This window comes from Solidesulfovibrio carbinolicus (assembly GCF_004135975.1).
Lineage (GTDB): Bacteria > Desulfobacterota > Desulfovibrionia > Desulfovibrionales > Desulfovibrionaceae > Solidesulfovibrio > Solidesulfovibrio carbinolicus.
Genome location: NZ_CP026538.1, coordinates 3360839 through 3386340 on the forward strand (window position 1 = coordinate 3360839; position 25502 = coordinate 3386340).

A 25502-nucleotide genomic window follows, 5' to 3' on the forward strand; every position below is an offset into this window, starting at 1 on the left:
CGCAGCGGAGCCAGTTCTCAGGCCTGCCGAGGCAGGCGGCCGCGCGTCCCGCGCGTGGGAAACGGCGCTTGGCCCCTCGCCAGAGCCTTCCCACAATACCGGCTCTTGTCTCGTAGGCGACTTTGCCTCCCCCCTTTACCCCTTTTCTTCATTCGGGGGGTCCGGGGGCCTCAGGCCCCCGGCCGCCGGAGGCATCTTTCTCTTGTCTTCTCTTCTCTACTCTCAGCCAATCTACCGATAATACAAGTTTCTCCCGCCAATCGTCAGGAGCACCTGCTTCAAATTCTTGCGAATCTCGCGGCGGTCCCAGATGCCTTGGATATGTCCCCGGGCCAGGGCGTTGTGGGCCTGGTGGTAGTCGGGCGGGATGTCCACGCCTGTCGTTTCCTTGATGACGCCCGGGCCGGCGAAGCCGATGTTGGCCGAGCGCACGGCGAACTGGTAGGGCGAGCAGCCCAGAAAGCTGGCCACCGGTCCGGCGTAGGAGTTGGTGTCGTAGAGGACGACGTAGAGGCCGCCGGCTTCGATGTAGCGGCGCACGGCCAGGGTGACGCGGGGCATCTGGATGAGGCCGTTTAAGCTTTCCTGGATGCGGATGCCGGCGGTGCCGTGGACGTAGGCCAGAAACGGGTAGTGTTTGCGCCGGGCCCGGGCCAGGGCGCGGATGAACTTTTCGCCTTCGGCCGCGCCCACCGAACCGCCCCGGAAGGCGGAATAGAGCACGGTGGAGACGAGTTTGATGCCGTCGATCTTGGCGTCCAGGGAGACGCAGCCGGATTTACGGCCGGTCTTTTTCTTGGCGGCGTCGAGTTTTTCCTCGAACCCGGGGTAATCCAGGGGATTTCCGGCCTCAATGTCGTTGTCGTATTCCACGATGGACTCGGCGTCGAAGACGTTGCCGAGGACCCATTCGTATTCCATGGGGAAGTGGTGGCCGCAGTTGACGCACACGCCGGCGAAGTCGCCGTAGAGGTCCGGGGCCCAGAGGTCGGGGCAGCCGTAGGTCTTGGCTCCGGGGCAGGTGACGGCCCGGTCCTCGGCGGCCTTGGGGGAGACGTAGCGCCAGCCGAATTCTTCCAGGCAGGCTCCCTGCTCGGGCTGGGAGAGTTCGGTGAGCATCCGGCTCTTGGCCGGGTCGCAGACCACGGGGGCGTTTTTGTCCTGGCGGCGAAGCGGCGCGGTCAGCTTGTGGGCGACCAGACGCAGTTCGGCCTCGAGGTCGGTGGCCGCCTTGGCCAGGGCCTTGGTGTGCTTGCGCACGAAGTCGTAGCGGATAAACGAGTAGCCCGACCAGACCAGGCTCTTGGCCCGGGAGGCGATGCGTTCGCCGGAGGGGCGGCCGTCGCGGAAGGCGGTCTCGGCCATGCGGCGGTATTTGCAGTAGCGCTTCCAGACCAGGCGGTCGGCGGCGTCCTCGTCCAGGGTCCAGCGCACGAACATGCTTTCGGGATCGCCGCCCTTGCGCCGCGAGGCGACCAGGGCGCGGAAGAGCTTGAAGCCGGCGATGCCCAGGAACACCTGGTCCGTGGCCTGGATCATTTCCTGGCGCAGGGTCTTGAAGAAGTCGTAGTGATGGGGCCGCGCGCCCAGGGCCGGCTCTTCCAGCACTTTGTCGATGTAGCCCATGCGCAGGTTGTCGGCGGCGGTGATGTTGAGCCGCTTGGCGCATTCAGCGATAAGCTCCGGGACCACGCGCTGCCCCTGGCGGATGCCGGCTTCGATGGCGGCCGCGCCTTCGGGGGAGATGACCGAATAGTAGCCGCGCGAGAGCATCATGCGCACGTCGGACAGGCCGATGGCCTCGGCCCCGCCCGAGCCGCCCTCGGAGATGATGGACACGACCGGCACGCGCAGGCCGCCCATCTCGTAAAGGTTGCGGGCGATCTGCTGGGCCGCGCCGGGGTAGTCCTCGACGGGGAAGGCGCCGGGCGTAAAGACGTAGGAATGGATGGGGATGCGCTCGGTCTCGGCGACCTTCATGTATTGCAAGGCCTTGGCGTTGCCCCAGGGCTTGACCGAGCCGCCGTTGCGGAATTCCTGGCCGTGGCCCTTTTCCTGGCCGATGACCATGACCGGCTGGTTGACGACTTTGTCGCCGTGGCGGCGGGTGATGTAGGCCCGGGCGATGAGCATGCTCGGGTCGATGGAGTATTCGTCCTGGCCGCCGATCTCGGTGTAGTTGTCGTAGACGTTTTCCAGGATGTCCTTGAGCGATATGCGGGCCGGATGGCGCACGATGCGCACCATGTCCATGGGCACGAGCTCGTCGTCGAGCTTTTTTTCGAGGAAGTCGAAGAGATCCTCGATCTGGCGCACCATCTGGGCGCGCTCGCCCGGGCTGGCCTCGCGCTCGCGCACGGCGAACTCGTCGAGCCGGGCCTGCATAAGCGCGATGTTGGCGTTTTCGCGGCCGCCGAAGATGTCTTTGATATAGCTTAAGCGATCAGTCAGTTCGACGACGCGCTTTTCGATTTCCATAGGGTGTCTTCCCGGTCCCGGCCGCCCGGCGGCGGAACGCTCGTGTCGCCCCGGAGGGTTCCCGGGAGGCCCGGGGACGGGGCGGCACGCTGAGTTGGTATTTCCTTGGGCCGGCCAACGAGGCGTTTTCCGGCCGACACGACATCAGAACTGCAGGATGGTGGAGGTCTTCTCCCGCAGATAGCGGATGTTGGTCTTCATCTCCGCGCCCGTGCCGTCGGCCCCGGACAGGGTCAGCTCGTCGAGGTAGTCCGTGCCGCGCTTCTTGGCCTCGGCCAGATCCTTGCCCCAGATGATGGCCAGGGCCAGGTTGGGGTCGTATTCGGTCGGGATCTCGTAGGGCGCGTCCATGGGAATGTGGGTGTGGAGCCTGGCATAGGGCAGATTCGGGGCCAGGAACTGGTCGATGCGCCCGACCCAGGGGGTGAAGCGGTTGGCCGGGTCCTCGGCGATGACCCGGTATTCGATGCCCACGCCCTCGAAGGTGATGTCGGACTGGTCGTAGCCCATGGCGTCGCCCAGGCCCAGGCGGATCTGTTCGGCGATGATGTTGACGTCGCCCTGGCCCTTGATGCGGGAGATGGCGGCGGACACGCCGTTTTCCACCTGGATGCGGGTGTTGACTTCCATAAGGAAGGGCTGGCCCGTGGGCGAGACGATCCATTCCCAGGTGCCGACGTTGTCGTAGCCCACCTCCCGGGCCATGGCCAGGGAGTAGCCGGTGATGTCGTCGAGGAGCCTGGCGGCGTCAAAGGCGTAGGTGACTTCCTCGGGACGAAATCCCGGGGCGATCTCCACGCGTTTCTGGCGGCCGGTGGACTGGATGGTGCAGTTGCGGGTGCCGAAGTGGACGATGCCCGTGCCGGTGCGGTCGGCCACGATCTGGACTTCGAGGTGGTTGAAGTCGAAGATGCGCTGTTCGATCAGCACGCCTTCGTCGTGGAACTGGCGCTTGGCGTAGTTGCGGATGCGCCGGTACACGGTCTTGAACTGCTCGATGTCGTAGATTTCCTCGATGCCCATGCCGCCGCCGCCGGCCGAGGCCTTGACCAGGACCACGGAGTTGGCGATGCCCTGCTCGGCCTGGAAGGCGAACAGGGTTTCGGCGATCTCCTCGGCTTCCAGCTCATCGTAGACGGGCCGGTCGGAGCCGGGCACGGTGGGGATGGACAGGCTCCGGGCCAGGCGCTTGGTGTTGATCTTGTCGCCCAGGGTGCGGATGATGCGCCAGGACGGGCCGATGAAAATAAGCCCGCGCTTGCGTTCGGCCACGCGCCGGGCGAATCGGAAATCCTCGGCGAAAAAGCCGTAGCCGGGGTGGATGGCCGTGGCGCCGGCATGGTCGGCCACGGCCAGCAGCTCATTGGCGTCGTGGTAGGAGCTGACGCGGTAGGCCGCCTCGGGGCCGCCCAGCTGCCGGGCCAGGGCAAGGTGTCCCGAGCCTTCGTCGGCCCGGGTGTAGACGCAAACAAAATCCAGGCCGAGCGAAACGCAAGCCTGGATGATGCGTATGGCGATTTCGCCCCGGTTGGCCACCAGGACTTTATGTTTTTTCGTCGACACGATGGGTCTTTTTATCCTCAGGGTTTTCGGCGTCTTGGCGCGACTTGCGCAAATCGATGCGCCGCTTTTGGATTTCCAGGACAAGCTTGTCGAGCCAGGCTTCCTGGCGCAGGGACAGCTCGCCAAAGGCCAACCCGGTCAGGCCGCCCTCGGCCCGCCGCACCACCCTGGCCGGCAACCCGTCGATAAGCTCCCGGGGGCCGATGCCAAGGGCCAGACGGCAGTCGCGGCCAACCGCGATCCGGGCCTCGGGATCGACCAGGGCCAGACCCGAGGCGCTGACGTCATGCACGACAAAGCCGTCCGCCTCGCCGTCCAGCCGGGCGACCAGGCCCCGCACCCGTTCGCGATGGGCGGCCCGCTTGCCGACCTCGCCTTCGAGTTCGAACGTCACGTCCATCATACCCCGTCTCCTAGTCGCCGATCCAACGTTCCAACACAAACTCCACGCGCTGGTTTCTGGCCCGGTGTTCTGGGGTGTCGTTGGGGTAGAGGGGTTCTAAATCAGCTAATCCGGTGGCTGTCAATCGGTTGGGCGGCATCCCCAGGGAGACCATGTAGCGCAAAACGGCAACGGCTCGCAATGACGAGATTTCCCAGTTGTCTCGGTAGCGGCTGCCGGCTCCGGGCGGTTCGTTGTCGGTAAACCCCCGAATGTTGATGCGCTCCCCTGCGGCCTTGATGAGGAAATCAAACAGGGTGCGAAGCTTGGCCTTGCCTTCGTCGGTGAGGTCCACCCCGTCCTTGGGGAAAAGCACCCCGGCCGGGAAGCCGATGGTGATCTTGCCGGCTTCCAGGGTGGCCGCCACCACACCCTCTAATCCCTTGGACGAGACATAGGTGCGAAACTGGTCGTAGACGCGGCGCTGTTCGCCGATGATGCGTTGCTTGAGCTTGGCCTGTTCCACCAGCACGTTCATGTCGCCGGTGGAGATGGGGGCCATGGTGACGGCCTTGTCCTTGACGCCAAGAGCCGTTTTCACGGAAGTGAACGATTCCGAGAACTTCTTGACGTCCAGGCTCGACATGGAAAAGAGCATGATGAAAAAGCTCATGAGCAGCATCGACATGTCGGCCAGGGTGGTCAGCCACTCGCTGGGCGCTTCGGACTCCTCGATCTCCTCGTCGTAGTTGTCGTCATCTTCGGACATTGCGGCGCTCCTTGGGGGCAATGAACGACGACAGCTTCTCGTAGACCAGACGGGGGTTGTTGTTTTGCAGGATGCACTTGGCCCCTTCGAAGATGATGTCGAGCTGATGGGCCTCGCTGATGGTGCGGGCGCGCAGCTTGCCGGCCACGGGCAGGAAAAACAGCGTGGACAAAAGGGAGCCGTAAAAGGTGGTGATGATCGCCACGGCCATGGCCGGGCCGACGCTCTTGGGATCTTCCAGCCGGCCCAGCATCTGCACCAGGCCAATGAGGGTGCCGATCATGCCGAACGACGGCGCGAATCCGGCCAGGGACTTAAAGACCGCCTCGCCTACGGCATGGCGGCGTTTCATGGAGCTGATCTCGATGCGCACGGTTTCGCGGATAAGCGCCGGATCGGCGTTGTCGGCGATGAGCTGGCAGGCTTTTTTGAGGATGGCGTTGTCGGTCTGAATGTTCTCCAGGGCGAGCAAGCCCTCGCGGCGGCTGATCTCGGCGATGCGCACCATCATCTCCACCACTTCGGCGTCGCTGACCTTGCGCGAGGAAAAGATCTGCAGCATGGCCGAAAAGGCCTGCATCACTTCACGCACGGGAAAGGCCACGCACGTGGAGGCGATGGTGCCGCCAACGACGATCATGAGGCTTGGGATGTCGATGAACTCCCGCAGCGAACCGCCCATGAAAATGGCCCCGAGCACCAGGGAAATGCCCGACGCGAGGCCAAGAAACGTCCCGAGATCCATGTGTTGTGTCCGTATAGGGGCGGATTGGGGGACTTTCGCGTCCGGGAAAGGCCTCCCCCTTCCCGACCGGCCGGCCCCATGCTACGACAAGCGGCAACAGGAGTCGTGTATATGGTTTACAATGACGATGTAAAGCGTGCCGCCGACGCCGTCCAAAGCCGCCTGGGCGACATCCCGCCCGGTTGCGTGGGACTGGTCTCGGGCACGGGCCTGGGCGGTCTGGCCGCCGCCCTGGCCGAGCGCAAAGAGATGGCCGCCAGCGACATCCCGGGCTTCCCCCGCTCCACCGCCCCCAGCCACGCCGGAACCCTGGCCCTGGGCAACATCGCCGGACGGCCGACGCTGCTGCTTTCCGGCCGCCTCCACCTCTACGAAGGGCACTCGCCGCGCGACGTGGCCTTTGGCGTGCGGCTGCTGGCCGGGCTTGGCGTGCGCGTCCTGGCGCTGACCAACGCTGCCGGCGCGCTGGACCCCCACTTCGCCGCCGGCGGCCTCATGCGGGTGACCGACCACATCAACCTGACCGGCCGCAACCCGCTGGTCGGCCCCAACGACGACGGAGCCGGACCGCGCTTCCCGGACATGAGCCAGGCCTACAGCCGCCGGCTGGGCGAAATCGCCGACGCCAAGGCCCTGGAGCTGGGGCTGCGCCTGGAACGCGGCGTCTACGCCGGGGTGCTCGGTCCCTGCCTCGAAACCCCGGCCGAAACCCGGATGCTGCGGCTGCTCGGGGCCGACGCCGTGGGCATGTCCACGGTCGCCGAAGTCATCGCCGCCCGCCACCTGGGCCTGGAAGTCCTCGTCATCTCCTGCCTGACCAACGTCAACCTGCCCGACTGCATGGCCGAAACCACCCTGGAAGACGTCCTGGCCACGGCCAAAAAAGCCGAGGCAGACCTGGCGAAGCTGATTAGCAACATTATTCCAGTTATTTAAGACATAAAGATGCCTCCGGCGGCCAAAGGGGCTGAGCCCCTTTGGAAACCCCACCGGGGTACTCTTTGGCTTTCCATGCGAAAAGGGCTGTTTTGGGCGCGAGGCTTTGCTCGCGCCCAAAACAGCCCTCTTCTCTCTCGCGACGCCGCCCGCCGACGCCCTCCCCCGCCCAACCGACCATCCCCAAGTCGGGGGTCCGGGGGCCTGAGGCCCCCGGCCGCCGGAGGCATTCCCCGCCTCACTTCCCCCCGACGAACCCCACCGCGCCGCGCTGGCCGAGCTGACGCAAAAAGGCGGCCACGGCCAGCCCGGCCTCGTCGCGGTCGAGGCCGTAGCGCTCGGCCAGGGCCACGGCCAGCTCGCCCACGGTGGCCCGGCCGTCGATGCGTTCCCAGACAAAGGAGCCGATGGCGTCGAGTTCCACGGTTTTACGCAGCACCCGGCCGTCCCACACGCCCAGGCGTTTGGCCAGTCCGGCCAGGGCCGGGCGCACGGACACGGGAACCGAGAGGCGGAAAAGGCCCTCGGCCGTGCGCGAGACGTCCACGTCGCGGCTGGGGCACGGGGCGAGCCTCATGGCCTCGTCCCGGGTCATGACCGGCTCGGGCGGCTTTTTCGATTTAAACGGAAACACAGCGCCCTGCGGCGGCGGCCAGCCAGTCGGGGTTGAGGGGATGGCGGGACGTGGCGGCCGCGCCGTAGAGCTTGTCGGCGGCAGGATCGTGGCGCAGCAGGGTCAGCCGGGCCGGACGGCCCAGGGTCCGGGTCAGCCGGTCGCGCCACTGTTCGCCCTGGCGCTCCCCGACCCACACGGCCGGGCAGCCGTCCACGACAGCTTCCGTGGCCGGCCGGTCCGCGTCGAAGCCAAAGGCCAGCCGGGCCAGACGCGGCAGCGGATCGCGGGCCAGGAGCACTTCGGCCGGGGCCAGGCGCAGGATGTCCAGGCGCGATTTGCCTTGGGCGAAGTTCAGGCTGAACCGGCCGGGCGAGAAGTGAAAGGCGGTCAGACGGTAGTCCGGCGGCGGCCGAAAGGACAGGCCGAAGACGCGAAACTCCGGCGGCCCGTCGTGGTGATGCGAAAAACTGGCCAGCGTCCGGCCGACCTCGGCCACGCGCGGGCTGTCCGGGCCGTCCGGGCCGCCGTAGGCCTGGAAGATGGCGGCCAGGCCGCAGTCGGGACAAAAAAGCGCCGCCCCCAGGCCGCCGCGCTCCCCGATGTTCCAGGCGACGGGCATGGTCTCGAAACCGGCCAGGGCGGCTTCCCAGGCCTTGGGCAGGCCATCGGCACGCCGGGCCTGGCCCTTGGGGGTCATGGCCCGGAAGGCCGCTTCCATGCCGTCGCGGCCGGCCCCGGGCCGCCATTTGAGTTCAAAGGCCGGACCGGAGCCGTCCTCAAAATAGAGATAGCCCAAGCCCAGCCGGGCGGGCCGCCAGGACGACGGCACGGTGAGGGTCAAGCCGTTCCAGGCGACAAGGGTGGTTTCGGCGACGGCGGTCATGGGGCCAGATGTACGGCATGGCCGCCGCCCGGGCAAGGCGGGGCTAGCTGGATGATGCCGCGACCTCGGCCATCGCGACAGAAATGTCCACCCTCTTTGCGACGACTCACGCCAAAGCCCCGTCATCATCCCCGAGCCGCGCCAAGAGCGGTTTCCCGGCCACCAGGCGGCCGCCCGGGCCTGGACCTGGCCATCCCCCTTCGTGTAAAGCCGGGTACACGGCCGGGCTCGCCGCCCGGCCCACGGCGACGGCCCCGCCCGCCGGGAAAAGCGGCGGCCAGACCACATCCAGCGCCAGAAAAAGGGAATCCCATGAAAAAGATCGAAGCCATCATCAAGCCCTTCAAGCTCGACGAGGTCAAAGACGCCCTGGACAATTTGGGCATTCACGGCCTCACCGTCACCGAAGTGCGCGGCTACGGCCGCCAGAAAGGCCATGTCGAAGCCTACCGGGGCATCGAATATCAGGTGCAGTTCAACGCCAAGGTCAAAATCGAGGTCGTGACCACCGACGATCTGGCCGAACAGGTGGTGGCCGCCATACGCGCCGCCGCCAACACCGGAGCCATCGGCGACGGCAAGATCTTCATCTACCCCGTGGAAGGCGTGGTGCGCATCCGCACCGGCGAGACCGACGAAGCGGCGATTTAGGTTTTTTAAGAAGCCTCCGGCGGCCGGGGGCCTGAGGCCCCCGGACCCCCCGCCTGGAAAACAGGGAGGCGATTTGACTTAGGTCATGTCGGGGTTGGGGCGGGGCTGGCAGGGTGGCGGCCGGAGGTTGCCCATGCCCCACGCGCCCAATCCCGACCTGCCTATGGACGTCGCCGACGTCCTGGCAGCCATGCGCCAGCTCGGCGGCTATCTCGACGTCGCCCCGGACCAGGCCCTTACCCTCTACCGCCTGGCCTATGCCCACGCCGCCGCCCGGCTGGCGACAGACGTTCCCGTGGCCGCCATCATGACCCCGGACGTCACCACGGCCGCGCCCGGCGACACGGTCCGCGACGCCACCCTGGCCATGGCCCGGGCCGGCGTATCCGGGCTGCCCGTGGTGGCGGGCGGCGCGGTGGTCGGCGTGCTGTCCGTAAAAGACGTGCTGCGCCTGCTCGGGCTGCCGCCCCAGTCCGGCCCGGCCGTCCTGGCCGCCCGGCTCCTCGACCCCGAAACCTGCCTCCACGAAACCGACCAGGCCGCCCTGGCCCACACTCCCGTGGCCCGGCTCATGGCCACTCCGGCCGTTGTCGTCGCCCCCGACACGCCCCGCTCCGAGGCCGCCCGGCTCATGGCCGGACAGCGCATCAACCGCCTGCCGGTGGTGTATAAGGGCGTGCTTCGCGGCATCGTCAGCCGAGCGGACGTGGTGCGCTCCTGCCGGGGACTGGAGTGTCCGCTGTGAGCCTGCTGCAAAAAATGCGCGGCGCGGGCGTTTCCCCGCCCCGCGTGGGCGCGCCCGAAATCCTCTGGTCGTTTCTGGGGGCCTTGGGCGGCATCGCCGCCGTGGCCTGGCTCCATGAACGCCTGGCCGATCCAGCCGGGCTGTCGCTGCTTATCGGTTCCTTCGGGGCCTCGGCCGTGCTCCTCTACGGCGCGCCGGCCAGTCCGCTGGCCCAGCCGCGAAACCTCATCGGCGGCCATGTACTTTCGGCCCTGGTCGGGGTCACGGTCCGGCTGACCATCGCCTCGCCGGACTGGCTGGCCTGCGCCGTGGCCGTGGCCGCGGCCATCGCGCTTATGCACGCCACCGGCACGCTGCATCCCCCGGGCGGGGCCACGGCCCTTATCGCCGTCACCGGCGGCCCCAAGCTCCTGGCCCTGGGCTACCTCTATGCGCTGATCCCGGTGCTCTCCGGCGCGCTGGTCATGCTGGCCGTGGCCCTGGTCGCGGTCAACGCCGTGCCGTCCCGGCGCTATCCCCTGTATTGGTGGTAGGGCCACACGCCAAACACAACGGCCCGCCAGGAAACCGATCCGGGCCGTCCGTTTGCTTGGCGGGCAGCGGCTCAGGCCAAGGCCCGCCGCCGTCCGCGAAAAAAGGCTAAACAGAGGAAAGGTCGAGTTCAAAGCGCAGGTTGTCGCGATGCACGGTGTAGCGGTCGTCGGGCACACGCTCCGTGACCCGGAAGCCGGCCTTCTCGTACAGCCGGCGCGAGGCAGGCAGGCCGTCCACGGTCCACAAAAAGACTTTCAGAAAGCCCCGCTGCCTGCACCAGGACAAGGCTTCGGCCAACAGCGCCTTGCCGGCCCCGCAGCCGTGGCAGTCCGGGTCCACGATGAAAAACCGCAGCTGCGCCCCCTCGGGCAGACGCCGGCGGCCGTAAATGGCGATCATGCCGACAACCCGCCCGGCCTTGTGGGCCGAGAGCAACAGATCGTCGCCCTCGTCGTAGCCCTCGACGAATTCCGCAAACTCCCGGGCAATGAGCGACTCAAAAGGCGCGCCCGAACCCCAGGCCTCGGCGTAGTAGCGGCCATGCAGTTCAGCCGCCCGGCCGATAAGCCCCGGCTCATAGCCCCGACGGATTTCGATTCCCCCAACCGGCGGCCTGCTTCCGGGCGTCCCGGCGCTGACGGCTGCGCACGGCATCACGCACCTCCTGCGTAAGGTTTGGCCTCGGCCCACAGATGCTCGAAGGCCAGGCGCAGCATGGCGGCCACGCCCTGGTTGTGGATGACCACCGCCGTGAAGCTCGGCTGCCCCCCGGCCGGGTCCTGCATGGAGAGCAGCGTGGTCTCGTCGTCGAAACACTGCATTTTGAGCGGCAACATCGGGACCACCCGCAGATTAAGCCCCTGGGCGCAGAGTCCGGGCCACAGCCCGGACAACCCCGGCTCGTCGGCCACGCTCGCGTCGCACAGCGCCCGGTAGGCCAGCCCACGCCCCAGCGGCGCTTCCATGAACGCCTGGTTCTGGTCGTTTGAAAGGATCATCGGCCGCGTGATGGAGGACAGCACTTGCTTCTTGGCCGCCCGGGCCAGGGCCAGAGCGCGCTGGGCGATGCGGGTGGGGCCGCTTAAAACCTCGGCATAGGCCAACGGGTCGCTGCGGCCGCGCCCGCCGGCAAAAAGCGGCGTCAGGGCTTCGGTCAGGCGCGCCGCCGCCGCCTCGGCCTCCTGCTTTTGGCGCGCCAGAGCCGCCGCCCGCTCCCCGGCCAGCAGTTCCATGGCCACGGCCGGAGCCACGGCGCCGTAGGTGCGCGGCGAGCCGTCCCGGCTCTGGCACAGCCCCTTGGCCGCCAGCCCGGCCAGCACGTCATAGACCCGCTGACGCGGTATCGCCCCCCGCGCCGCCACCTCGGCCGGCGTCAGTTCGGCCTGGCCGATAAGCGCCAGATAGGCCGCCGCCTCGTAGCTGGTCAGCCCCAGGGCGGCAAGTTCCTGCGCTTCGACCATACGTCACCACCTCCTCGTGGCGACAAGACAACTAGCACCACTGGGCAGTGGTGTCAACAGCCCGCGACTTGCCAGACCGGCCGGCCGGGCGTAGAGCGGCCAAGACCCGGTACGCCAAGAGACCTGTCTCGACGTCCGGGCCTACTGTGTCGGCCGCCTCGCCCTGCCCGTCCCTTGCGCTTCCCGCGCCCGGCCGGACCGGACCTCCGGCCCTTGCCCGGGTTCGATGCGCCTCGCGCGCTCCTCCCCGCCGCCCGTTTGATTCAACGCTGTCGCCTGTCACGTCGCGGCAGTCGCAAGGACGCCTCATGGATTTCACTTCCCCGGCCCAACTCGTGGGCTACCTCGCCTTCGTGCTCGGCGTCATCGCCTTCATCCAGCGCATCGACTGGAAGCTCAAAACGCTCATCGCCGTGGAATGCCTAGCCTATACCGTGCATTTCGCCATGCTCGGCAACAATGCGGCCTCGTTTTCCGCCGCCCTGTCCGCCGTGCGCATGTTCGTCTCGCTGAAAACCCGCTCGCCCTGGCTGGCCGGCTTCTTCCTGGCCGCCAACATCCTCGTCGGCATCTACCTGGCCCATGGCTGGACAGCCGTCTTCGCCATCGCCGCCGGCTGCTCCGGCACCTGGGCCGCGTTTTTCCTCTCTGGCCTGAAACTGCGCGGACTGCTCTTCTTCGCCACCCTGTGCTGGCTGTCCAACAACATCGCCACCGGCTCCATCGGCGGCACGCTGCTCGAAACCATCATCGCCCTGGTCAACGGCAACACCATGTGGCGACTGTGGCGGGCGCAGAAAGAGAAAGAGAAAGAGAAAGAGTGCCTCCGGCGGCCGGGGGCCTGAGGCCCCCGGACCCCCCAAATAGGTAAAGGGGAAGCGGCGGGAACGCGGCGAGGGACGGGAAGACGGCCGGGAGGCCGATCAGACCAGCGGGTCCATGGGCAGGACGAAAAAGAAATTGTTGCCAAGCGCCGTGGCCTCGTAGCCCTCCACGCCGCCGTGCAGCCGCACCACCTCGCGGATGAAATACAGGCCGTGGCCAGTGCCGTACTCGCCCGAGGCGTTCTCGCCCCGCACGCCCTCCTCGAACAGATGGGCGGCGGTCTCGGGCGGAATGGCCGGACCAGAAGTAAAGACGTTGAGCTTGATGCCGTCCTTGCCCGGGCCGAAGAAATTCTCCTTGCGCTCCCAGCCAAAGGAAATAAAACGCCGCCGCTGGCCCGAAACCGGGTCCGTCACCTCGCGGGTGTACTTGACCGCGTTGGAAAAAAGATTGGCGTAAACCTGGCTAACCAGCCCGATGTCCACCACCACTTCGATTTCCTGGTCCGGCACGCCGCCCAGGGACGTGTCGATCTCAATGCCGCGCTCCTCGAAACGCGGCCGGTAACGCTCAAGCTGCAAGTCGATGACCTGTTTTTTGAAGTTGCAGGCCCGCTTCTCCAGCACGTAGCGCCCTTCCTCGAAGTGCGAACGCCGCAGGAGCGTCTCCAAAAACAGACTCGTCTGCTCGTAATGGGTCAGTATCTGGCGATACTGGTCCATAAGCCCTTCGTGGATGTAACCGAGATCGCGCAAAAGCTTTTCCCGGGTGGCCGACTCATCTTCTTCCAGGGCGGCCGCGGCGGCCGGCTCGGCCTCGCCCTCGAAAAACTGCTTGAGCTTCCATTCAAAAAATTTGAGCAGATCGATCTTGGAGCGCAGGCGCTTGTAATAGAGCTTGAAATAGATGTTGGGGACAATGACGTTGTGGCCGATGTCCTTGACCAGGCTGCGGATGAACTGGAGATGTTCCTTGTTCTTGGTGGCCAGGATACGGTTGTGCAACTGGTAGCCGAAGCGGTTGGCGTAGCGCTCGAAGAACAGCCGGTCGTGCTCGGAAAGCCGGCTGACTGGGTAGATTTCCAACATGCCGAAAACGTCTTCGCGCGGGGTGAAGGGCAGCTGGGAAATCAGCTCATGGTTGCCCTTGATGGGAATGAAAAGCCGGTCGTCGCGGATGGTGGTCTTGCGGGCAAAAGGCAGATCGGCCAGCTCGCCGGCATCGGCGTCGGCGCAGCTGTAGGCGCAGCGCCGGATCGCCCCGCTCTTGCTGTCCAGGACATAAAGGTTGCACTCGATGTCGAAAAACATCTTGGGGATGAGCAGACACACGGCATAGAGATGCTCGACCTGGGGGAATTCCTGGGCCAGATCGAAAAAGACGTTGAGCGAGATGCTCTGTTTGGTCGAGAAGTTGTAGGCCTCGTAGTCGTCCATCTTCTGATGGATGCGACGGGCCACGGCGTCGATGACCTGGCGGTCCAAAATGGCCGGGTCCCCGGCCGGGCCGGGATCGAACCCCATGCCGGCGACGTCGTCGTCCCAGGCGCTGGTCATCGGGAACCCTCCGGGTAGCGGTTTATTTCACAATACGCCCGAAGCCGGCCAAAGACAATACGATCCCGGCGTGACGGCCATAAAACCGCCACGCGACGATTGCATGGAGCCGGGCCGGACGCGGCCGCCCGGCCCGCTCGCGGCACCTCCCGCAAACAATACGATAGTATTTTTTAAGAAAAATCAACTACCGCATACAGCTGTCTACGTCGCGCCATGGGCGCTTTTCATGGACGCGACATACGGTCAGTCGATGCGAATTTCGACCGGTCCCGGCCCGAATCCCTTGAGTTCGGAGACCATCCCCCGGATGCCCGAGGCCAGGATGCGCTCCACGAAGGGGTTGAGCGTAAGCCGCCGCCCGCCCACGCTGACAGCCATGGCCACCTGGGTGGTGGCGCAGTCGCCCGGCGTGGCCCGGCCGGCCATGATGTCAACGGCCAGGCTGGCGCAGTCGTCCCGGCCGCAGGCGGCGCAGTCCAGGGCCGGCAGGACGAATCCCCGCTCAAGGGCCAGATCGGCCAGGGCGGCAACGGATTCGATGTGGGGCAGCCCCGGGGCGCGCACCTCGCCGAAGGTTCCCAGCACCAGTCCCGGGTCGGACAGCTGAGCCGCCTCGGCCGGTTCGCGCAGCACCAGCACGCGCGGAGCCACGGCGTGTTCGCGTCCACCTTCCATGACCAGCACCTCGCCGTCGAGCAGGGCCAGCATGTCCGAGAGCTTGCGCGGGGTGTTAAAAAACAGCGCGCTCTCCTTTCCGGCCACGGCCCCCACGGTGCGGCAGTGGGCCATGAACCGGTCGGTGTCGGTATCTTCCTTGTCGATGCCCGGGTTGTGCGTGCACTTGAGCGCGCACGGAGCCACGCCCCGGCCGGCCAATTCGGCCAGCAGGGCCGCGCACAGGGTGGTCTTGCCGGATTTTTTAAATCCCAGAATCTGGACGCCCTTCATGGCGTTTTCTCCTTGCAGGGGTTGTTGTCAGGCCCAGACGCCGCCGCGTCGCCGTGGCCGGCCAAGTCGAAAAGCGGAGTCGGCCCATCCCGGGCGACGTCAGGCGGCCGGCTGGGGCCAGTCGGCGTGGCCGATCTCGCGCGCGGGCGCGGCGAGCTGACCGTCGCGAATCCACAGCATGTCGTCGCAGATGGCTTTGAGCCACTCGTGGTCGTGGCCGCTGATGACCAGGGTCGTGCCGTGGCGCTCCCGGGCGGTGGTCACGGCCCGGCGCACCAGTTCGGCGCTGTCGCGGTCGAGGTTGGCCGTGGGTTCGTCCAGAAGCAGCGCCCGGGGCCGCAAGGCCAGCCGGGCGGCCAGGGCCACGCGTTTGACCTCGCCGCCGGAAAGCTGATGCCACATGCGTCCGGCGAACCGGGCCGGATCAAGGCCGACCAGGGCCAGGGCCGAGGCCACGCGTTCGGCCACATCCGACGCGCCGCGCGCCTCCAGCCCAAAGGCCACGTTGGCCCGCACCGAACGCTTGAGCAGATACGGTTCCTGGGGAAAACAGGTCACCTCGCCGCGAAGGGCGTACTCGCGGCCCCCGGTCGGCTCGCCCCGGTAGAGAATCGTGCCCTGGGCCGGCGTTTCGAGAAAGGCGAGCAAACGCAGCAAGGTTGATTTGCCGCCGCCGTTTGGCCCCACAAGCCCGATGATCGCGCCCTCGGGCACGGCCAAGCCGTCAAGGCGCAACACCTCGCGCCCGCCGTAGCGCTGCACCACGCCTTGCAGTTCGTAGAGGGCGCTCATGCGGCCGACCGGCGGCGAAAGGCCGAAGCAGCCAGGTTGACGGCAAAGGCAATGATCATAAGCACGATCCCCAGGGCGATGCCGGTGGCGAATTCCCCCTTGCCGGTCTCCAGGGCGATGGCCGTGGTGATGGTGCGGGTGGACCACTTGATGTTGCCGCCAAGCATCATGGAAATACCGATTTCGGAGAAGATACGTCCAAAGGCGGCGGTGGCGGCGAGCAAAAGCCCGAAACGGGCCTCGCCCAGGGTGGCGAAGAAGACCTGCCTGGGGCCGGCCCCGAGCGTCAGCAGGGTGGGCCGCAGCCGGGGGTCGAGGTTTTCCACGGCCTGGGCGGTCAGGGCAATGACGATGGGCAGCCCCAGGATGGTGAGCCCCACGGCCATGCCCGGCACGGTGAACAACAGGCCCAACTCGCCAAGGGGGCCGCGCCGGGAAATGAAGGCGTAGACCACCAGGCCGATGACCACCGTCGGAAAGGCCAAAAAGGTTTCCACCACCATCCGAATGGTGCGCTTGCCGGGAAAATCGCCGTAGCCCAGCGCAAATCCTGCCGGCGTTCCCAGTACCAGCGTGGCGGCCACGGCTTCCAGGGAGACTATCACGGTGGTCCAGACGGCGGAAAAGGTGGCGGGATCGCCGCCCAGGAGCAGTTCGAGCGCCTGGCGCAAGCCGTCGAGGATGTAATCCATGGGGTATTTTGGCAGTCGGGCGCGCCGGCGTCAACGGCCGGCGCGCCCGCTTGTGGTTTGGCTGTCGCGCTATTTGGCGGCGTTGGGGGTGAAAAGCTTCTTGCCCTTGACCGTGAAGTCCCCGACGACCTTCTGGCCCTTGGGCGAGGCCAGCCAGTCGGCAAAAATCACGGCCTCCTTGACCTTCACCTTCTCGCATTTGGCCGGGTTGACCGGAATGACGCTGTACTGGTTGAGCAGCGGCTTGTCACCCTCCACCAGCACCGCCAGGGCCGGCTTGCCCTTAGCCTGATCCTCGTAAGAGATGTACGTGCCCCGATCAACCAGGGTGTAGCCCTTGCGTTCGCCGGCCATGTTGAGGGTGGCCATCATGCCCTGGCCGGCCGAGACGTACCAGGTCTCCTTGTCGGGCAGCGCCAGCCCCGCGCCCTTCCACAAGGACTGTTCCATCTTGTGGGTGCCGGAATCGTCGCCGCGGCTGATGAAGGGGGCCTTGGCGGCAGCGATGGCGGCCAGAGCTTCCCCGGCCGTCTTGCCCTTGATCTTGGCCGGGTCCTCGGCCGGACCGACGACGATGAAGTCGTTGTACATGACTTCGGTGCGTTTGGTCCCGTTGCCCTCTTCCACGAATTTCTTCTCGGCCGCCGGGGCGTGGACGAGCAGCACGTCCACATCGCAGTTCTTGCCGTGCTCCAGGGCCTTGCCGGTGCCTACGGCCACCCATTTGAGCTCGATGCCCGTGTCTTTCTTGAAGGCCTCGCCCAGCACCGGCAAAAGCCCGGTATCGTCGGTGCTTGTGGTGGTGGCCATCATGAGCGGCTCGCCGGCGGCCAGGGACGAACCAGCAAAGAACAAGGACAGGGACAAGACCAGAATCAACCGGACAAACATGGTTGCATGCATCGTGCGCTCCTCTGTCAAATTTAACTTAACACAATAACTACAGTGACATAGAATCTCTCACATGGCAAGACGACGCACTGCCGGTCGGTTAGCAGATCCCCCTCCGCCGACTTGATTCAACGCCAAACCCGCCTTGACTGCACGGCTCCTCGCCAGGACCGTCGCAACTGCCGGCTCCTGGAGCGGCCAACCTTGAGCGCTTGACCGACCACGGCAAACAAACCGGCGTCCAAATTTCTCAAAAAAAAACGCTTTGCCGCCTAATGGGATCATTAAAGCATCCGATAGGAGTCATGAACAGCCTGCATTCTACATGTCTCCTGCAATACCCCAGCATTGCCAAGCCAAACAGTTGAAATTTCGTGCATCATTCCACGGATCTTTCCCATACCCGGGAGGCTTCGATGCGTTTCAGCTCTCTGCTTTACACTATTTTTCCCTATTTCAGAAAAAATAATGGCTAAAGGGTTTTTCGGAGCCGCCGATAGGTGAGTCAAAGCAGCTGCCACTGAAGGCAAAGCCGCTTGAAAGATTTCCTGGTAAAGGAGGCTCACCATACAGGATCAACCTTCGGGAGCAAACCGGCGCAAGCCGTAGTCGTCAAAAACACCCCATGCCGCCGGCGAAGCTCTCGCCTTCATGGGAAACAAGCTGGATGCACACACTTTTCAAGGAGGAAAAGCCATGTCGCTCGTTATCAACCACAATATGATGGCCGCCAACGCCGCCCGTAACCTGTCCAACTCGTACGGTGCGCTGGCCACTTCGACCCAGAGGCTGTCTTCGGGCCTTCGCATTAACACCGCAGCCGACGACGCCGCCGGCCTTGCCATCCGCGAGCTTATGCGGGCCGACATTTCCGCCATCAACCAGGGCGTGCGCAACGCCAACGACGCCATCTCCATGATCCAGACGGCGGACGGCGCGCTCCAGGTCATCGATGAAAAGCTCATCCGCATGAAGGAACTGGCGGAACAGGCTTCCACCGGCACCTACACCTCGGACCAGCGTCTTATCATCGACTCGGAATACCAGGCCATGGCTTCGGAAATCACCCGAATCGCCAACGCCACGGACTTCAACGGCATCTACCTGCTCAACGGCAACCTGTCCGGCGCCACCCACAATGGTTCCGCCTCGGTTTCCACCGGCAAGATGAAGGTGCATTTCGGCTCCGGCAACGAGTCCTCGGAAGACTACTACTACGTCCAGATCGGCACCTCCACCGCTTCGGCCTTCGGCCTGGGCATCGGCGCCGCGTCCTCCACCGACCAGGCCGGACGCAGCATCTCCACCCAGCAGCTGGCCCAGCTCGCCCTCGACGCCATCAAGGACGCCATCGTCTCCAAGGACAAGATCCGCGCCAACCTCGGCGCGCTGCAGAACCGGCTGGAGAACACCATCTCCAACCTGCAGATCCAGGCCGAAAACCTCCAGGCCGCCGAGTCGCAGATCTCCGACGTCGATGTGGCCACGGAAATGACCCAGTTCGTGCGCAACCAGATCCTGACCCAGTCGGCCGTTGCCATGCTGTCCCAGGCCAACTCCATGCCGAAGATGGCCATGCAGCTCATCGGCGGTTAGTAGCCAGCCGGCCCGCCAGCAAACACCAAGAGCCCGCCCGGGAAACCAGGCGGGCTTTGTCGTGCACACGAAACAATCAAGACTTGAGGGAATGCTTTGAGCCGGCCGCAGCAAATCCAGGAAGAGACGACCGGATCATCGCCGTTGCGACGCTGGACAGGACGGAGACGTCAAGGGGAATCGACAGCATAGGCCAACGACAGGTCCATCCCTGGCTCGAAAACTTCAAAAGCCGTGGCCGACACAGCCTGACTCTCAGGCGGTATGCACAGGCAAGAGGCTCAGCCTCTTGTCCAGCATGAGGCTTCGCCCGGACGCCCCCGCCGCGATAGGACCTTACTTCGGCAGCCTGATCTCGCCCGGCTGCATTCCGCTTTTTTTATCGAGAAGCTCACATAGTCTTTGATACTTGGCATTCATCGTCATGAAGGCTTTGATTTCACCAGGCGTCACAACACGTTTGGAAGTAAGCCTGTCGTTAAAAAGCGCACATGCAAACTGATATAATTCAATATCAAGAGCATTATACCGTGTAGCCACCTCGACATCATGAGAAGAAAGCGTCTTTTTGCATTTTTCTGACAAGACATTTCTTCTTTCATACAGGATATTTTTCAAGGACAATACTTTGCTCAACATCACAAGACTCTCGTCAAACCGTTCCTGTATGCCAAAAAAAACAAACTGCTTTTCAAGATGTCGTTTAGCCTGAGACAGCGCCTTCTGACGTGCGCCCGATGAAGCCAAGTCTTCCCCGGAAATCGCACGCGTCATGAAATTTTTGCCCTTATACCGTACTTTACTCAAGTCGCTGGTTATATAATCCACAAAAGACATGTTGTTTTTATGTATAATTTCGTACATTTGACTATATTTCCACTGCTTCAAGAAAAAATACTCAGATTGCATGCGTGCCAATGGTTCACGCAAAAAAGTAAACACCTTGACGTCAGAAGAATATATTTGAGGAGGATCGTAATTTTGCAGTAAAATATGACCTTGTATAAGCTTTAACTTTTGGAAGTTTTCGAGCAAAATTTCTTTGTACTGTTCAAACTCCTCTTTCTTGTACAGAGATAAAATTGCATCTTTCTCAAAATTTTGCGACAAGATTGTATTAAGCGTCGTCCCGGCTGTTCTCGGTATATGAAGAAAACAAAAAGGCTTATGCATAATGCACCATAAGCAGCGAAGCATAGTCGACCTGACTTAAAATGCTCATCTGCAACGGACCGTATTTCAACATATTAAAGGGGAAAATGGTTACGATAAAAATTGCTTATCCCATCCATGGTCTTTCGGATTGACCACCGATGGAGCCAGGGTTTCCACCTGCCGAGCTGTTCATACACAACTTATCGACATAATGGCAAATCGGTCTAGGCGAAACCACAAATCTTGAGAAAAGCGCGTAATGCCGGAAAAAGATACCGTTTTCCATGATGGATCACATAGAAACTGCGCCGCATGTCCAAATGCGGCACGTCCAGACCCGCTACGGTTCCCCGCTCCAAATACGCCCTGGCAGCCAAAGTGGATACGGCGGCCACCCCTAGTCCAGCCTCAACGCATTCAAGAACGGCCAGCGAAGAATGCACGACCAGCACCGGGGTGATGTCCCGAATATCCAAACCGCCCTTGGCAAAGGACGCCTCCAATGTCTGGCGCGTGCCTGACCCCTGCTCACGCATGATCCAGGGCAAACCGGCCAAACGGTCCTGCCACCCGCTCCCGGTCAAGTCCGGCAAGGGCAGGGAGGCCGGCACCACGACAACCAGGGCGTCATCAAGATAAGGCAGGCTGACCAATTCGGGATATGACGCTGGCGCGCCGACAATGCCAACATGGACCGTGCCATCGGCCACTTTTTGCGCGATCTCGCTAGAGTCGCCGCCGGTCATGTCCACCTGGACCTCGGGATAGGCGGCCACGTAGCGGGCCACCAAGCGGGGGATGATGTAGTGGGCCGGTATGGTGCTGCCGCCGATGACCAGTTCGCCGGCCACGCGGGCGGACAGGGCCATGATGTCGGCCTTGGCATGGTCGAGCTGGGTGAAGATGGTGGTGCAGTAGCGGTAGAGCACGTCGCCGGCCTGAGTCGGCAGCACGGTCCGGCCGAGACGGTCGAAGAGCTGGGTTTCGAGTTCTTCTTCCAGAGCGGAAATATGCGCGCTGATGGTGGGCTGGGACAGCAGCAACTCTTCGCCGGCTCGGGAAAAACTGCGGAGCTCGTAGACTTTGGCAAAGGCCTGGAGCCGTCGTACATCCATATTGACCATGCCCCCTATCGAAAAACCTGATCGATCTGGTCAAAAAAAAGCAGGGCCTCAAGGGCCCTGCTTTGGCGCAGTCTGCTCTAGGCCTCGGAAGAAGCGTCTTTGGGCGTCTCTTCCTTGGCGGCGGGGGCGGCCCCGGCCAGCTTGGTCAACTCAATGACGGCCATGGAGGCGCAGTCGCCGGCCCGGGGCAGGCTCATCTTGACCACGCGGGTGTAGCCGCCCGGCTGGCCGGTGAAGCGCGGGCCGATCTCGTTAAAGAGCCGGGCCACGAGCTGGTGGTTTTCGAGGACCTTGAAGGCCATGCGACGAGCGTGGACGCTGTCGGTCTGGGCCAGGGTGACAAGCTGCTCAACAACGCCGCGAAGTTCCTTGGCCTTGTGTTCGGTGGTGCGGATCCGCTCGTGGATCAGCAGCGAACGAGCCATATTGCGCAGCATGGCCTTGCGGTGCGCGGCGGTCCTGCCAAGTTTGCGTCCGGATTTGTTATGCCTCATCGGTCTGCTTCCTCTTGAGCCATTCCTGGTATTTTTGGTCGAAGTTCTCGATGCGCATACCGAATTCGAGACCCATATCCTCGAGAACGCGGCGGATTTCCTCAAGGGATTTCTTGCCGAAGTTCTTGGTCTTGAGCATCTCGTGTTCGGTTTTCTGCATAAGTTCGCCAACGGTCTGGATATTGGCGGACTTCAGGCAATTGGTGGCGCGCACGGAGAGCTCAAGTTCGTCGATGCTTTTAAACAGGCTGGGGTTGAGTTCGATGTCGTCACGACGCCGATTCTTCTCCGCCTCGGATTCCTTCTCGTCGAAATTGATGAAAACCGTGAGTTGATCCTTGAGGATCTTGGCGCTGTAGGAAATGGCGTCCTCAGGGGCGATGGAGCCGTCGGTGGTGACTTCCAGCACGAGCTTGTCGTAGTTGGTCATCTGGCCGACGCGGGCCTGTTCGATGGTGTAGGCCACCTTTTTCACAGGCGAGAAGCTCGCATCCAGGAGGATTAGGCCGATTTCGGATTCGAGCCCTTCGTGCATGTCGGCCGGGACATAGCCCTTGCCCATGCGCACTTCGAGGTCGATGCGGAAATCGCGGTCTTCGGAAAGGGTGGCGATCAAGACGTCCTCGGACAGCACCGAGACGTTGTGATTGCCCTGAATGGCGCTGGCCCGAACTTCGCCCTTTTCCTTGGCGAGCAGGGTAAGCCGCTGGGGCTCGTCGGTGGCCATGGCCAGCCGCACCTGCTTGAGATTGAGGATGATCTCGGTGACATCCTCAATGACTCCCGGAATCGTGGAGAATTCGTGCTGCACCCCTTCGATGCGGGCGGCGACGATGGCCGCGCCCTGCAGGGACGACAGGAGCACACGACGCAGGGCATTGCCGAGCGTCGTGCCGAACCCGCGTTCCAGGGGCTCGCACACGAACCGTCCGAAGGTCTCGGTGGAGCTCGGGTCCTTGTCCAGGACTTCGGGCTTGACGAGTTCGGTCCAGTTGCGGGAGTTGATGAGCCTTTGGCCGTTACGAGTCAACATGGCGTCACCTTAGGCAAAGGGTCTTTGCCGATTACTTGGAGTAAAGCTCGACGATGAGCTGCTCGTTGATCGGGAACTGCACGTCCTCGCGGGTGGGCAGCGCGATGACCTTGCCTTTAAGCTTTTCGCCTTCCACCTCAAGCCAAGCCGGGGTGCCGCGACGGGCGATGACCTGCTGGGCTTCCAGGATGATGGGCGACTGCCGGTTACGTTCACGGACTTCGATGACGTCGCCGACCTTGACCTGCAAGGACGGGATGTTCACCCGACGACCGTTGAGGGTGAACAGGCCGTGACGTACGAGCTGCCGGGCCTGGTTGCGCGAAGTGGCGAAACCCAGGCGGTAGATCGTGTTGTCCAGGCGGCGTTCCAGGGCGGAAAGCAGGTTTTCGCCGGTGACGCCTTTCTGCATGTCCGCGCGTTTGAAGTAGTCGCGGAACTGCTCTTCCAGGATGCCGTACATCTTGCGGGTCTTCTGCTTCTCGCGCAACTGGACGGCGTAATCGCTCATTTTTTTGCGAATGCGGCCATGCTGGCCAGGGGCGTAGGGGCGGCGCTCATGAGCGCACTTGTCGGTGTAGCACCGGTCGCCCTTCAAAAACAGCTTGGCCCCTTCCCGGCGGCAAATCCGGCATTTCGCTTCAGTATAACGTGCCAAGGTCGTTCCTCCTCGATGTGCCGCGGGGCGGCCTTCTTGACCGGTTCCCCGCGTGTGTCGGTCCTCCGGGGCATGCTTGCGCCGGGTGGGACCGAATAATGAGCCAGGCCCCGGTCTGGAGGCCTGGTCGTATAAAATACCGCTGTGCCGCCGAGGGAACCATGCCCTCGGCCATCCGCTCCAACTAGACGCGACGCCGCTTGGGCGGACGGCAGCCGTTGTGGGGGATGGGCGTAATATCGCGGATGTAGCTGATCTTGAACCCGGCGTTGTGAATGGCGCGCATGGCGGCCTCACGTCCGGACCCCGGCCCCTTCACCAAAACACCGACGGTGCGCATGCCGTTTTCCTGGGCCTTGCGCGCGGCGTTTTCTGCGGCGACCTGGGCGGCAAACGGGGTGGACTTGCGCGACCCCTTGAAACCAGCCCCACCGGAGGTGGCCCAGCTGACCACGTTGCCCTTCTGATCGGTGAAGGTCACGATGGTATTGTTGAACGTGGCCTGAATGTGGGCCACGCCCACGGGAATGTTCTTGCGTTCCTTTTTGCCGGTGCGGCGCGGTTTCGCCATACGCGTATCTCCAAAAAGCCCGTTTGGGGCGTGTTGCCGTGTTGCAGCGGACGCTTATAAACGCGTCCGCGAAAGGTTACTTCTTCTTCTTGGCCATCACACCACGACGCGGCCCCTTGCGGGTACGCGAATTGGTGTGGGTGCGCTGTCCGCGACAGGGCAGACCCCGGCGGTGACGCAGGCCCCGATAGCAACCGATGTCCATGAGGCGCTTGATGCCGGCGGTGATTTCACGCCGCAGATCGCCCTCGACCTTGTAGTTGGCTTCGAGTTCCTTGCGGATGTTGTTGGTTTCCTCGGAAGTCAAGGCGTCGGAATTTTTCGTCCAATCAACGCCGGTGCTTTCGAGGATGCGCAGGGCCGTGGTACGGCCGATGCCGAAGATATAGGTCAGCGCAATGTCCATCCGCTTGTTCTTGGGAAGGTCGACTCCCGCGATTCTGGCCACGACGTTCCTCCGTTATCCCTGACGTTGCTTGTGCCGGGGGTTATCGCAGATCACCCGCACAACGCCGTGACGCCGGATGATTTTGCACTTGGGACAAAGTTTTTTCACCGAAGGTCTCACTTTCATGCCGTCTCTCCGTCTCCTGGCGACGGAAACGACCGAGGCCGCGCGGGCGTCGGTCCCGTCAATCAGCCAGGCTTAAAATCCGAGGACCGTTTTTGGTCACAGCCACCGTATGCTCGAAATGCGCGGACAGGCTGCGATCTTTCGTCACGGCCGTCCAATTGTCGGACAACACTTCGACGTCGGGACCACCCGCCGTCACCATGGGTTCGATGGCGAGCACCATCCCGGGAAGAAGCGGGACGCGAGGCGCGTCCTTGGGCTCGAAATTGGGAATTTCGGGCTTCTCGTGGAGCTTCCTCCCAATGCCGTGACCAACGAACCGTCTTACAACACTTAGGCCATGGCCTTCAACATGTTTTTGCACGGCCCGCGAAATGTCATACAGGTCATTGCCGGATATGGCCTCGGCAATGCCCTTGGCCAGACTTTCCCGAGTCACCTGCAAAAGCTTGGCTTTCTCGGGACTTATCTCGCCAACCGGGACCGTTGTGGCGGCGTCTCCGTAAAACCCGTCGTAGACCACGCCCATGTCGAAGCTGACCAGGTCCCCTTCTTTGAGCACCCGGTCGGATGGAAAGCCGTGAACGACTTCCTCATTGACCGAGCAGCACAAGGCAAACGGAAACCCGTACATGCCCAGGAACCCCGGCTTGACCTTGAAATCGGCGCAGCGCTTCAGAGCCAGCTGTTCGAAGGTCATGGTGGTCACGCCCGGCTTCACCGCTTCGGACAGATCCCGCAGGATCACGGCCACGATGCGGCAGGCTTCCCGCATGGAGGCCAGTTCAAGGTCGTTTTTGAGGTAGATCCCCCTGACCTTTTTCAAAC

At 63.6% G+C, this 25502-nt stretch carries 29 protein-coding genes; 6 read left to right on the forward strand and 23 right to left on the reverse strand.

Annotated elements, in window-relative coordinates; translation table 11 throughout:
- Positions 1-231 precede the first annotated feature (231 nt).
- From C3Y92_RS14950 to C3Y92_RS14970, 5 genes are all read right to left on the reverse strand, one after another.
- Positions 232-2478: an acetyl-CoA carboxylase carboxyl transferase subunit alpha/beta gene (locus C3Y92_RS14950; RefSeq protein WP_129353861.1), complete on the reverse strand. Its 2247-nt coding sequence runs from the start codon at positions 2476-2478 to the stop codon at positions 232-234.
- Between the two features lie 144 nt (positions 2479-2622).
- Positions 2623-4041, reverse strand: coding sequence for a biotin carboxylase N-terminal domain-containing protein (locus C3Y92_RS14955; protein WP_129353863.1), 1419 nt, complete (start codon positions 4039-4041; stop codon positions 2623-2625).
- A complete protein-coding gene (locus tag C3Y92_RS14960; protein ID WP_015859973.1) occupies positions 4022-4444 on the reverse strand; it encodes a PilZ domain-containing protein in 423 nt (140 codons plus the stop codon). The genes C3Y92_RS14955 and C3Y92_RS14960 overlap by 20 nt, the downstream gene beginning before the upstream one ends.
- A gap of 10 nt (positions 4445-4454) precedes the next feature.
- Complete coding sequence (locus C3Y92_RS14965; protein WP_129353865.1) at positions 4455-5192, reverse strand: OmpA/MotB family protein; 738 nt, start codon at positions 5190-5192, stop codon at positions 4455-4457.
- A complete protein-coding gene (locus tag C3Y92_RS14970) occupies positions 5179-5937 on the reverse strand; it encodes a motility protein A (protein ID WP_015859971.1) in 759 nt (252 codons plus the stop codon). Before C3Y92_RS14970 ends, C3Y92_RS14965 begins: the two co-directional genes overlap by 14 nt.
- Before the next feature lie 111 nt (positions 5938-6048).
- Between C3Y92_RS14970 and C3Y92_RS14975 the strand changes: the two genes are divergently transcribed.
- On the forward strand, positions 6049-6873 hold the full coding sequence (locus C3Y92_RS14975; protein WP_129353867.1) for a purine-nucleoside phosphorylase: 825 nt from the start codon (positions 6049-6051) through the stop codon (positions 6871-6873).
- Positions 6874-7111: 238 nt separating this feature from the next.
- On the opposite strand, the gene C3Y92_RS14980 is transcribed toward C3Y92_RS14975, so the two are convergent.
- Positions 7112-7450, reverse strand: coding sequence for a PqqD family protein (locus C3Y92_RS14980; RefSeq protein WP_235669507.1), 339 nt, complete (start codon positions 7448-7450; stop codon positions 7112-7114).
- A 43-nt stretch (positions 7451-7493) separates the two neighbouring features.
- Complete coding sequence (locus C3Y92_RS14985) at positions 7494-8372, reverse strand: hypothetical protein (RefSeq protein WP_129353871.1); 879 nt, start codon at positions 8370-8372, stop codon at positions 7494-7496.
- Between the two features lie 312 nt (positions 8373-8684).
- Here C3Y92_RS14985 and C3Y92_RS14990 point away from each other — a divergent pair, with 312 nt between their 5' ends.
- From C3Y92_RS14990 to C3Y92_RS15000, 3 genes are all read left to right on the forward strand, one after another.
- Complete coding sequence (locus C3Y92_RS14990; RefSeq protein WP_129353873.1) at positions 8685-9023, forward strand: P-II family nitrogen regulator; 339 nt, start codon at positions 8685-8687, stop codon at positions 9021-9023.
- 133 nt (positions 9024-9156) lie between these two features.
- Positions 9157-9768, forward strand: coding sequence for a CBS domain-containing protein (locus C3Y92_RS14995; RefSeq protein ID WP_129353875.1), 612 nt, complete (start codon positions 9157-9159; stop codon positions 9766-9768).
- Complete coding sequence (locus C3Y92_RS15000; RefSeq protein WP_129353877.1) at positions 9765-10301, forward strand: HPP family protein; 537 nt, start codon at positions 9765-9767, stop codon at positions 10299-10301. Before C3Y92_RS14995 ends, C3Y92_RS15000 begins: the two co-directional genes overlap by 4 nt.
- Before the next feature lie 106 nt (positions 10302-10407).
- Here C3Y92_RS15000 and C3Y92_RS15005 read toward each other — a convergent pair whose 3' ends face one another.
- Together C3Y92_RS15005 and C3Y92_RS15010 are read right to left on the reverse strand one after the other, a co-directional pair.
- Positions 10408-10956, reverse strand: a complete 549-nt coding sequence (locus tag C3Y92_RS15005) for a GNAT family N-acetyltransferase (RefSeq protein ID WP_129353880.1) — start codon at positions 10954-10956, stop codon at positions 10408-10410.
- Positions 10956-11762, reverse strand: coding sequence for a TrmB family transcriptional regulator (locus tag C3Y92_RS15010; protein WP_129353882.1), 807 nt, complete (start codon positions 11760-11762; stop codon positions 10956-10958). Before C3Y92_RS15010 ends, C3Y92_RS15005 begins: the two co-directional genes overlap by 1 nt.
- A gap of 308 nt (positions 11763-12070) precedes the next feature.
- Between C3Y92_RS15010 and C3Y92_RS15015 the strand changes: the two genes are divergently transcribed.
- Positions 12071-12607, forward strand: coding sequence for a YgjV family protein (locus C3Y92_RS15015; protein ID WP_129353884.1), 537 nt, complete (start codon positions 12071-12073; stop codon positions 12605-12607).
- Between the two features lie 78 nt (positions 12608-12685).
- Here C3Y92_RS15015 and C3Y92_RS15020 read toward each other — a convergent pair whose 3' ends face one another.
- The 5 genes from C3Y92_RS15020 to C3Y92_RS15040 form a co-directional block, all read right to left on the reverse strand.
- Entirely contained in the window at positions 12686-14143 is a 1458-nt protein-coding gene (locus C3Y92_RS15020) for a sensor histidine kinase (RefSeq protein WP_129353886.1), read from the reverse strand.
- Positions 14144-14389: 246 nt separating this feature from the next.
- Positions 14390-15094, reverse strand: a complete 705-nt coding sequence (locus C3Y92_RS15025) for a molybdopterin-guanine dinucleotide biosynthesis protein MobB (RefSeq protein WP_129353888.1) — start codon at positions 15092-15094, stop codon at positions 14390-14392.
- 99 nt (positions 15095-15193) lie between these two features.
- Positions 15194-15886: an ATP-binding cassette domain-containing protein gene (locus tag C3Y92_RS15030; RefSeq protein ID WP_129353890.1), complete on the reverse strand. Its 693-nt coding sequence runs from the start codon at positions 15884-15886 to the stop codon at positions 15194-15196.
- A complete protein-coding gene (locus tag C3Y92_RS15035) occupies positions 15883-16578 on the reverse strand; it encodes an ABC transporter permease (RefSeq protein ID WP_129353892.1) in 696 nt (231 codons plus the stop codon). The genes C3Y92_RS15030 and C3Y92_RS15035 overlap by 4 nt, the downstream gene beginning before the upstream one ends.
- A gap of 69 nt (positions 16579-16647) precedes the next feature.
- The gene (locus C3Y92_RS15040; protein WP_129353894.1) at positions 16648-17481 is read right to left on the reverse strand and encodes a substrate-binding domain-containing protein; all 834 of its coding nucleotides are present in this window, start codon (positions 17479-17481) and stop codon (positions 16648-16650) included.
- 684 nt (positions 17482-18165) lie between these two features.
- Here C3Y92_RS15040 and C3Y92_RS15045 point away from each other — a divergent pair.
- Positions 18166-19065, forward strand: coding sequence for a flagellin N-terminal helical domain-containing protein (locus C3Y92_RS15045; protein ID WP_129353896.1), 900 nt, complete (start codon positions 18166-18168; stop codon positions 19063-19065).
- A 336-nt stretch (positions 19066-19401) separates the two neighbouring features.
- Here C3Y92_RS15045 and C3Y92_RS15050 read toward each other — a convergent pair whose 3' ends face one another.
- From C3Y92_RS15050 to map, 9 genes are all read right to left on the reverse strand, one after another.
- Positions 19402-20238: a sulfotransferase family protein gene (locus C3Y92_RS15050; protein ID WP_165352125.1), complete on the reverse strand. Its 837-nt coding sequence runs from the start codon at positions 20236-20238 to the stop codon at positions 19402-19404.
- 206 nt (positions 20239-20444) lie between these two features.
- Entirely contained in the window at positions 20445-21335 is an 891-nt protein-coding gene (locus tag C3Y92_RS15055; protein WP_129353900.1) for a selenium metabolism-associated LysR family transcriptional regulator, read from the reverse strand.
- A gap of 86 nt (positions 21336-21421) precedes the next feature.
- Positions 21422-21838 (reverse strand): 50S ribosomal protein L17, encoded by a 417-nt coding sequence (gene rplQ, locus C3Y92_RS15060; RefSeq protein ID WP_129353902.1) that lies wholly within the window; start codon positions 21836-21838, stop codon positions 21422-21424.
- Positions 21828-22871 (reverse strand): DNA-directed RNA polymerase subunit alpha, encoded by a 1044-nt coding sequence (locus tag C3Y92_RS15065; protein WP_129353904.1) that lies wholly within the window; start codon positions 22869-22871, stop codon positions 21828-21830. Before C3Y92_RS15065 ends, rplQ begins: the two co-directional genes overlap by 11 nt.
- 31 nt (positions 22872-22902) lie before the next feature.
- Complete coding sequence (gene rpsD / locus C3Y92_RS15070) at positions 22903-23529, reverse strand: 30S ribosomal protein S4 (protein WP_006920491.1); 627 nt, start codon at positions 23527-23529, stop codon at positions 22903-22905.
- 184 nt (positions 23530-23713) lie between these two features.
- Complete coding sequence (rpsK, locus tag C3Y92_RS15075; protein WP_006920490.1) at positions 23714-24100, reverse strand: 30S ribosomal protein S11; 387 nt, start codon at positions 24098-24100, stop codon at positions 23714-23716.
- Positions 24101-24176: 76 nt separating this feature from the next.
- Positions 24177-24548, reverse strand: a complete 372-nt coding sequence (rpsM, locus tag C3Y92_RS15080) for a 30S ribosomal protein S13 (protein WP_015859949.1) — start codon at positions 24546-24548, stop codon at positions 24177-24179.
- Positions 24549-24560: 12 nt separating this feature from the next.
- Complete coding sequence (gene rpmJ, locus C3Y92_RS15085; RefSeq protein ID WP_015859948.1) at positions 24561-24674, reverse strand: 50S ribosomal protein L36; 114 nt, start codon at positions 24672-24674, stop codon at positions 24561-24563.
- Between the two features lie 58 nt (positions 24675-24732).
- Positions 24733-25500, reverse strand: a complete 768-nt coding sequence (gene map, locus C3Y92_RS15090; protein WP_015859947.1) for a type I methionyl aminopeptidase — start codon at positions 25498-25500, stop codon at positions 24733-24735.
- Positions 25501-25502 lie beyond the last annotated feature (2 nt).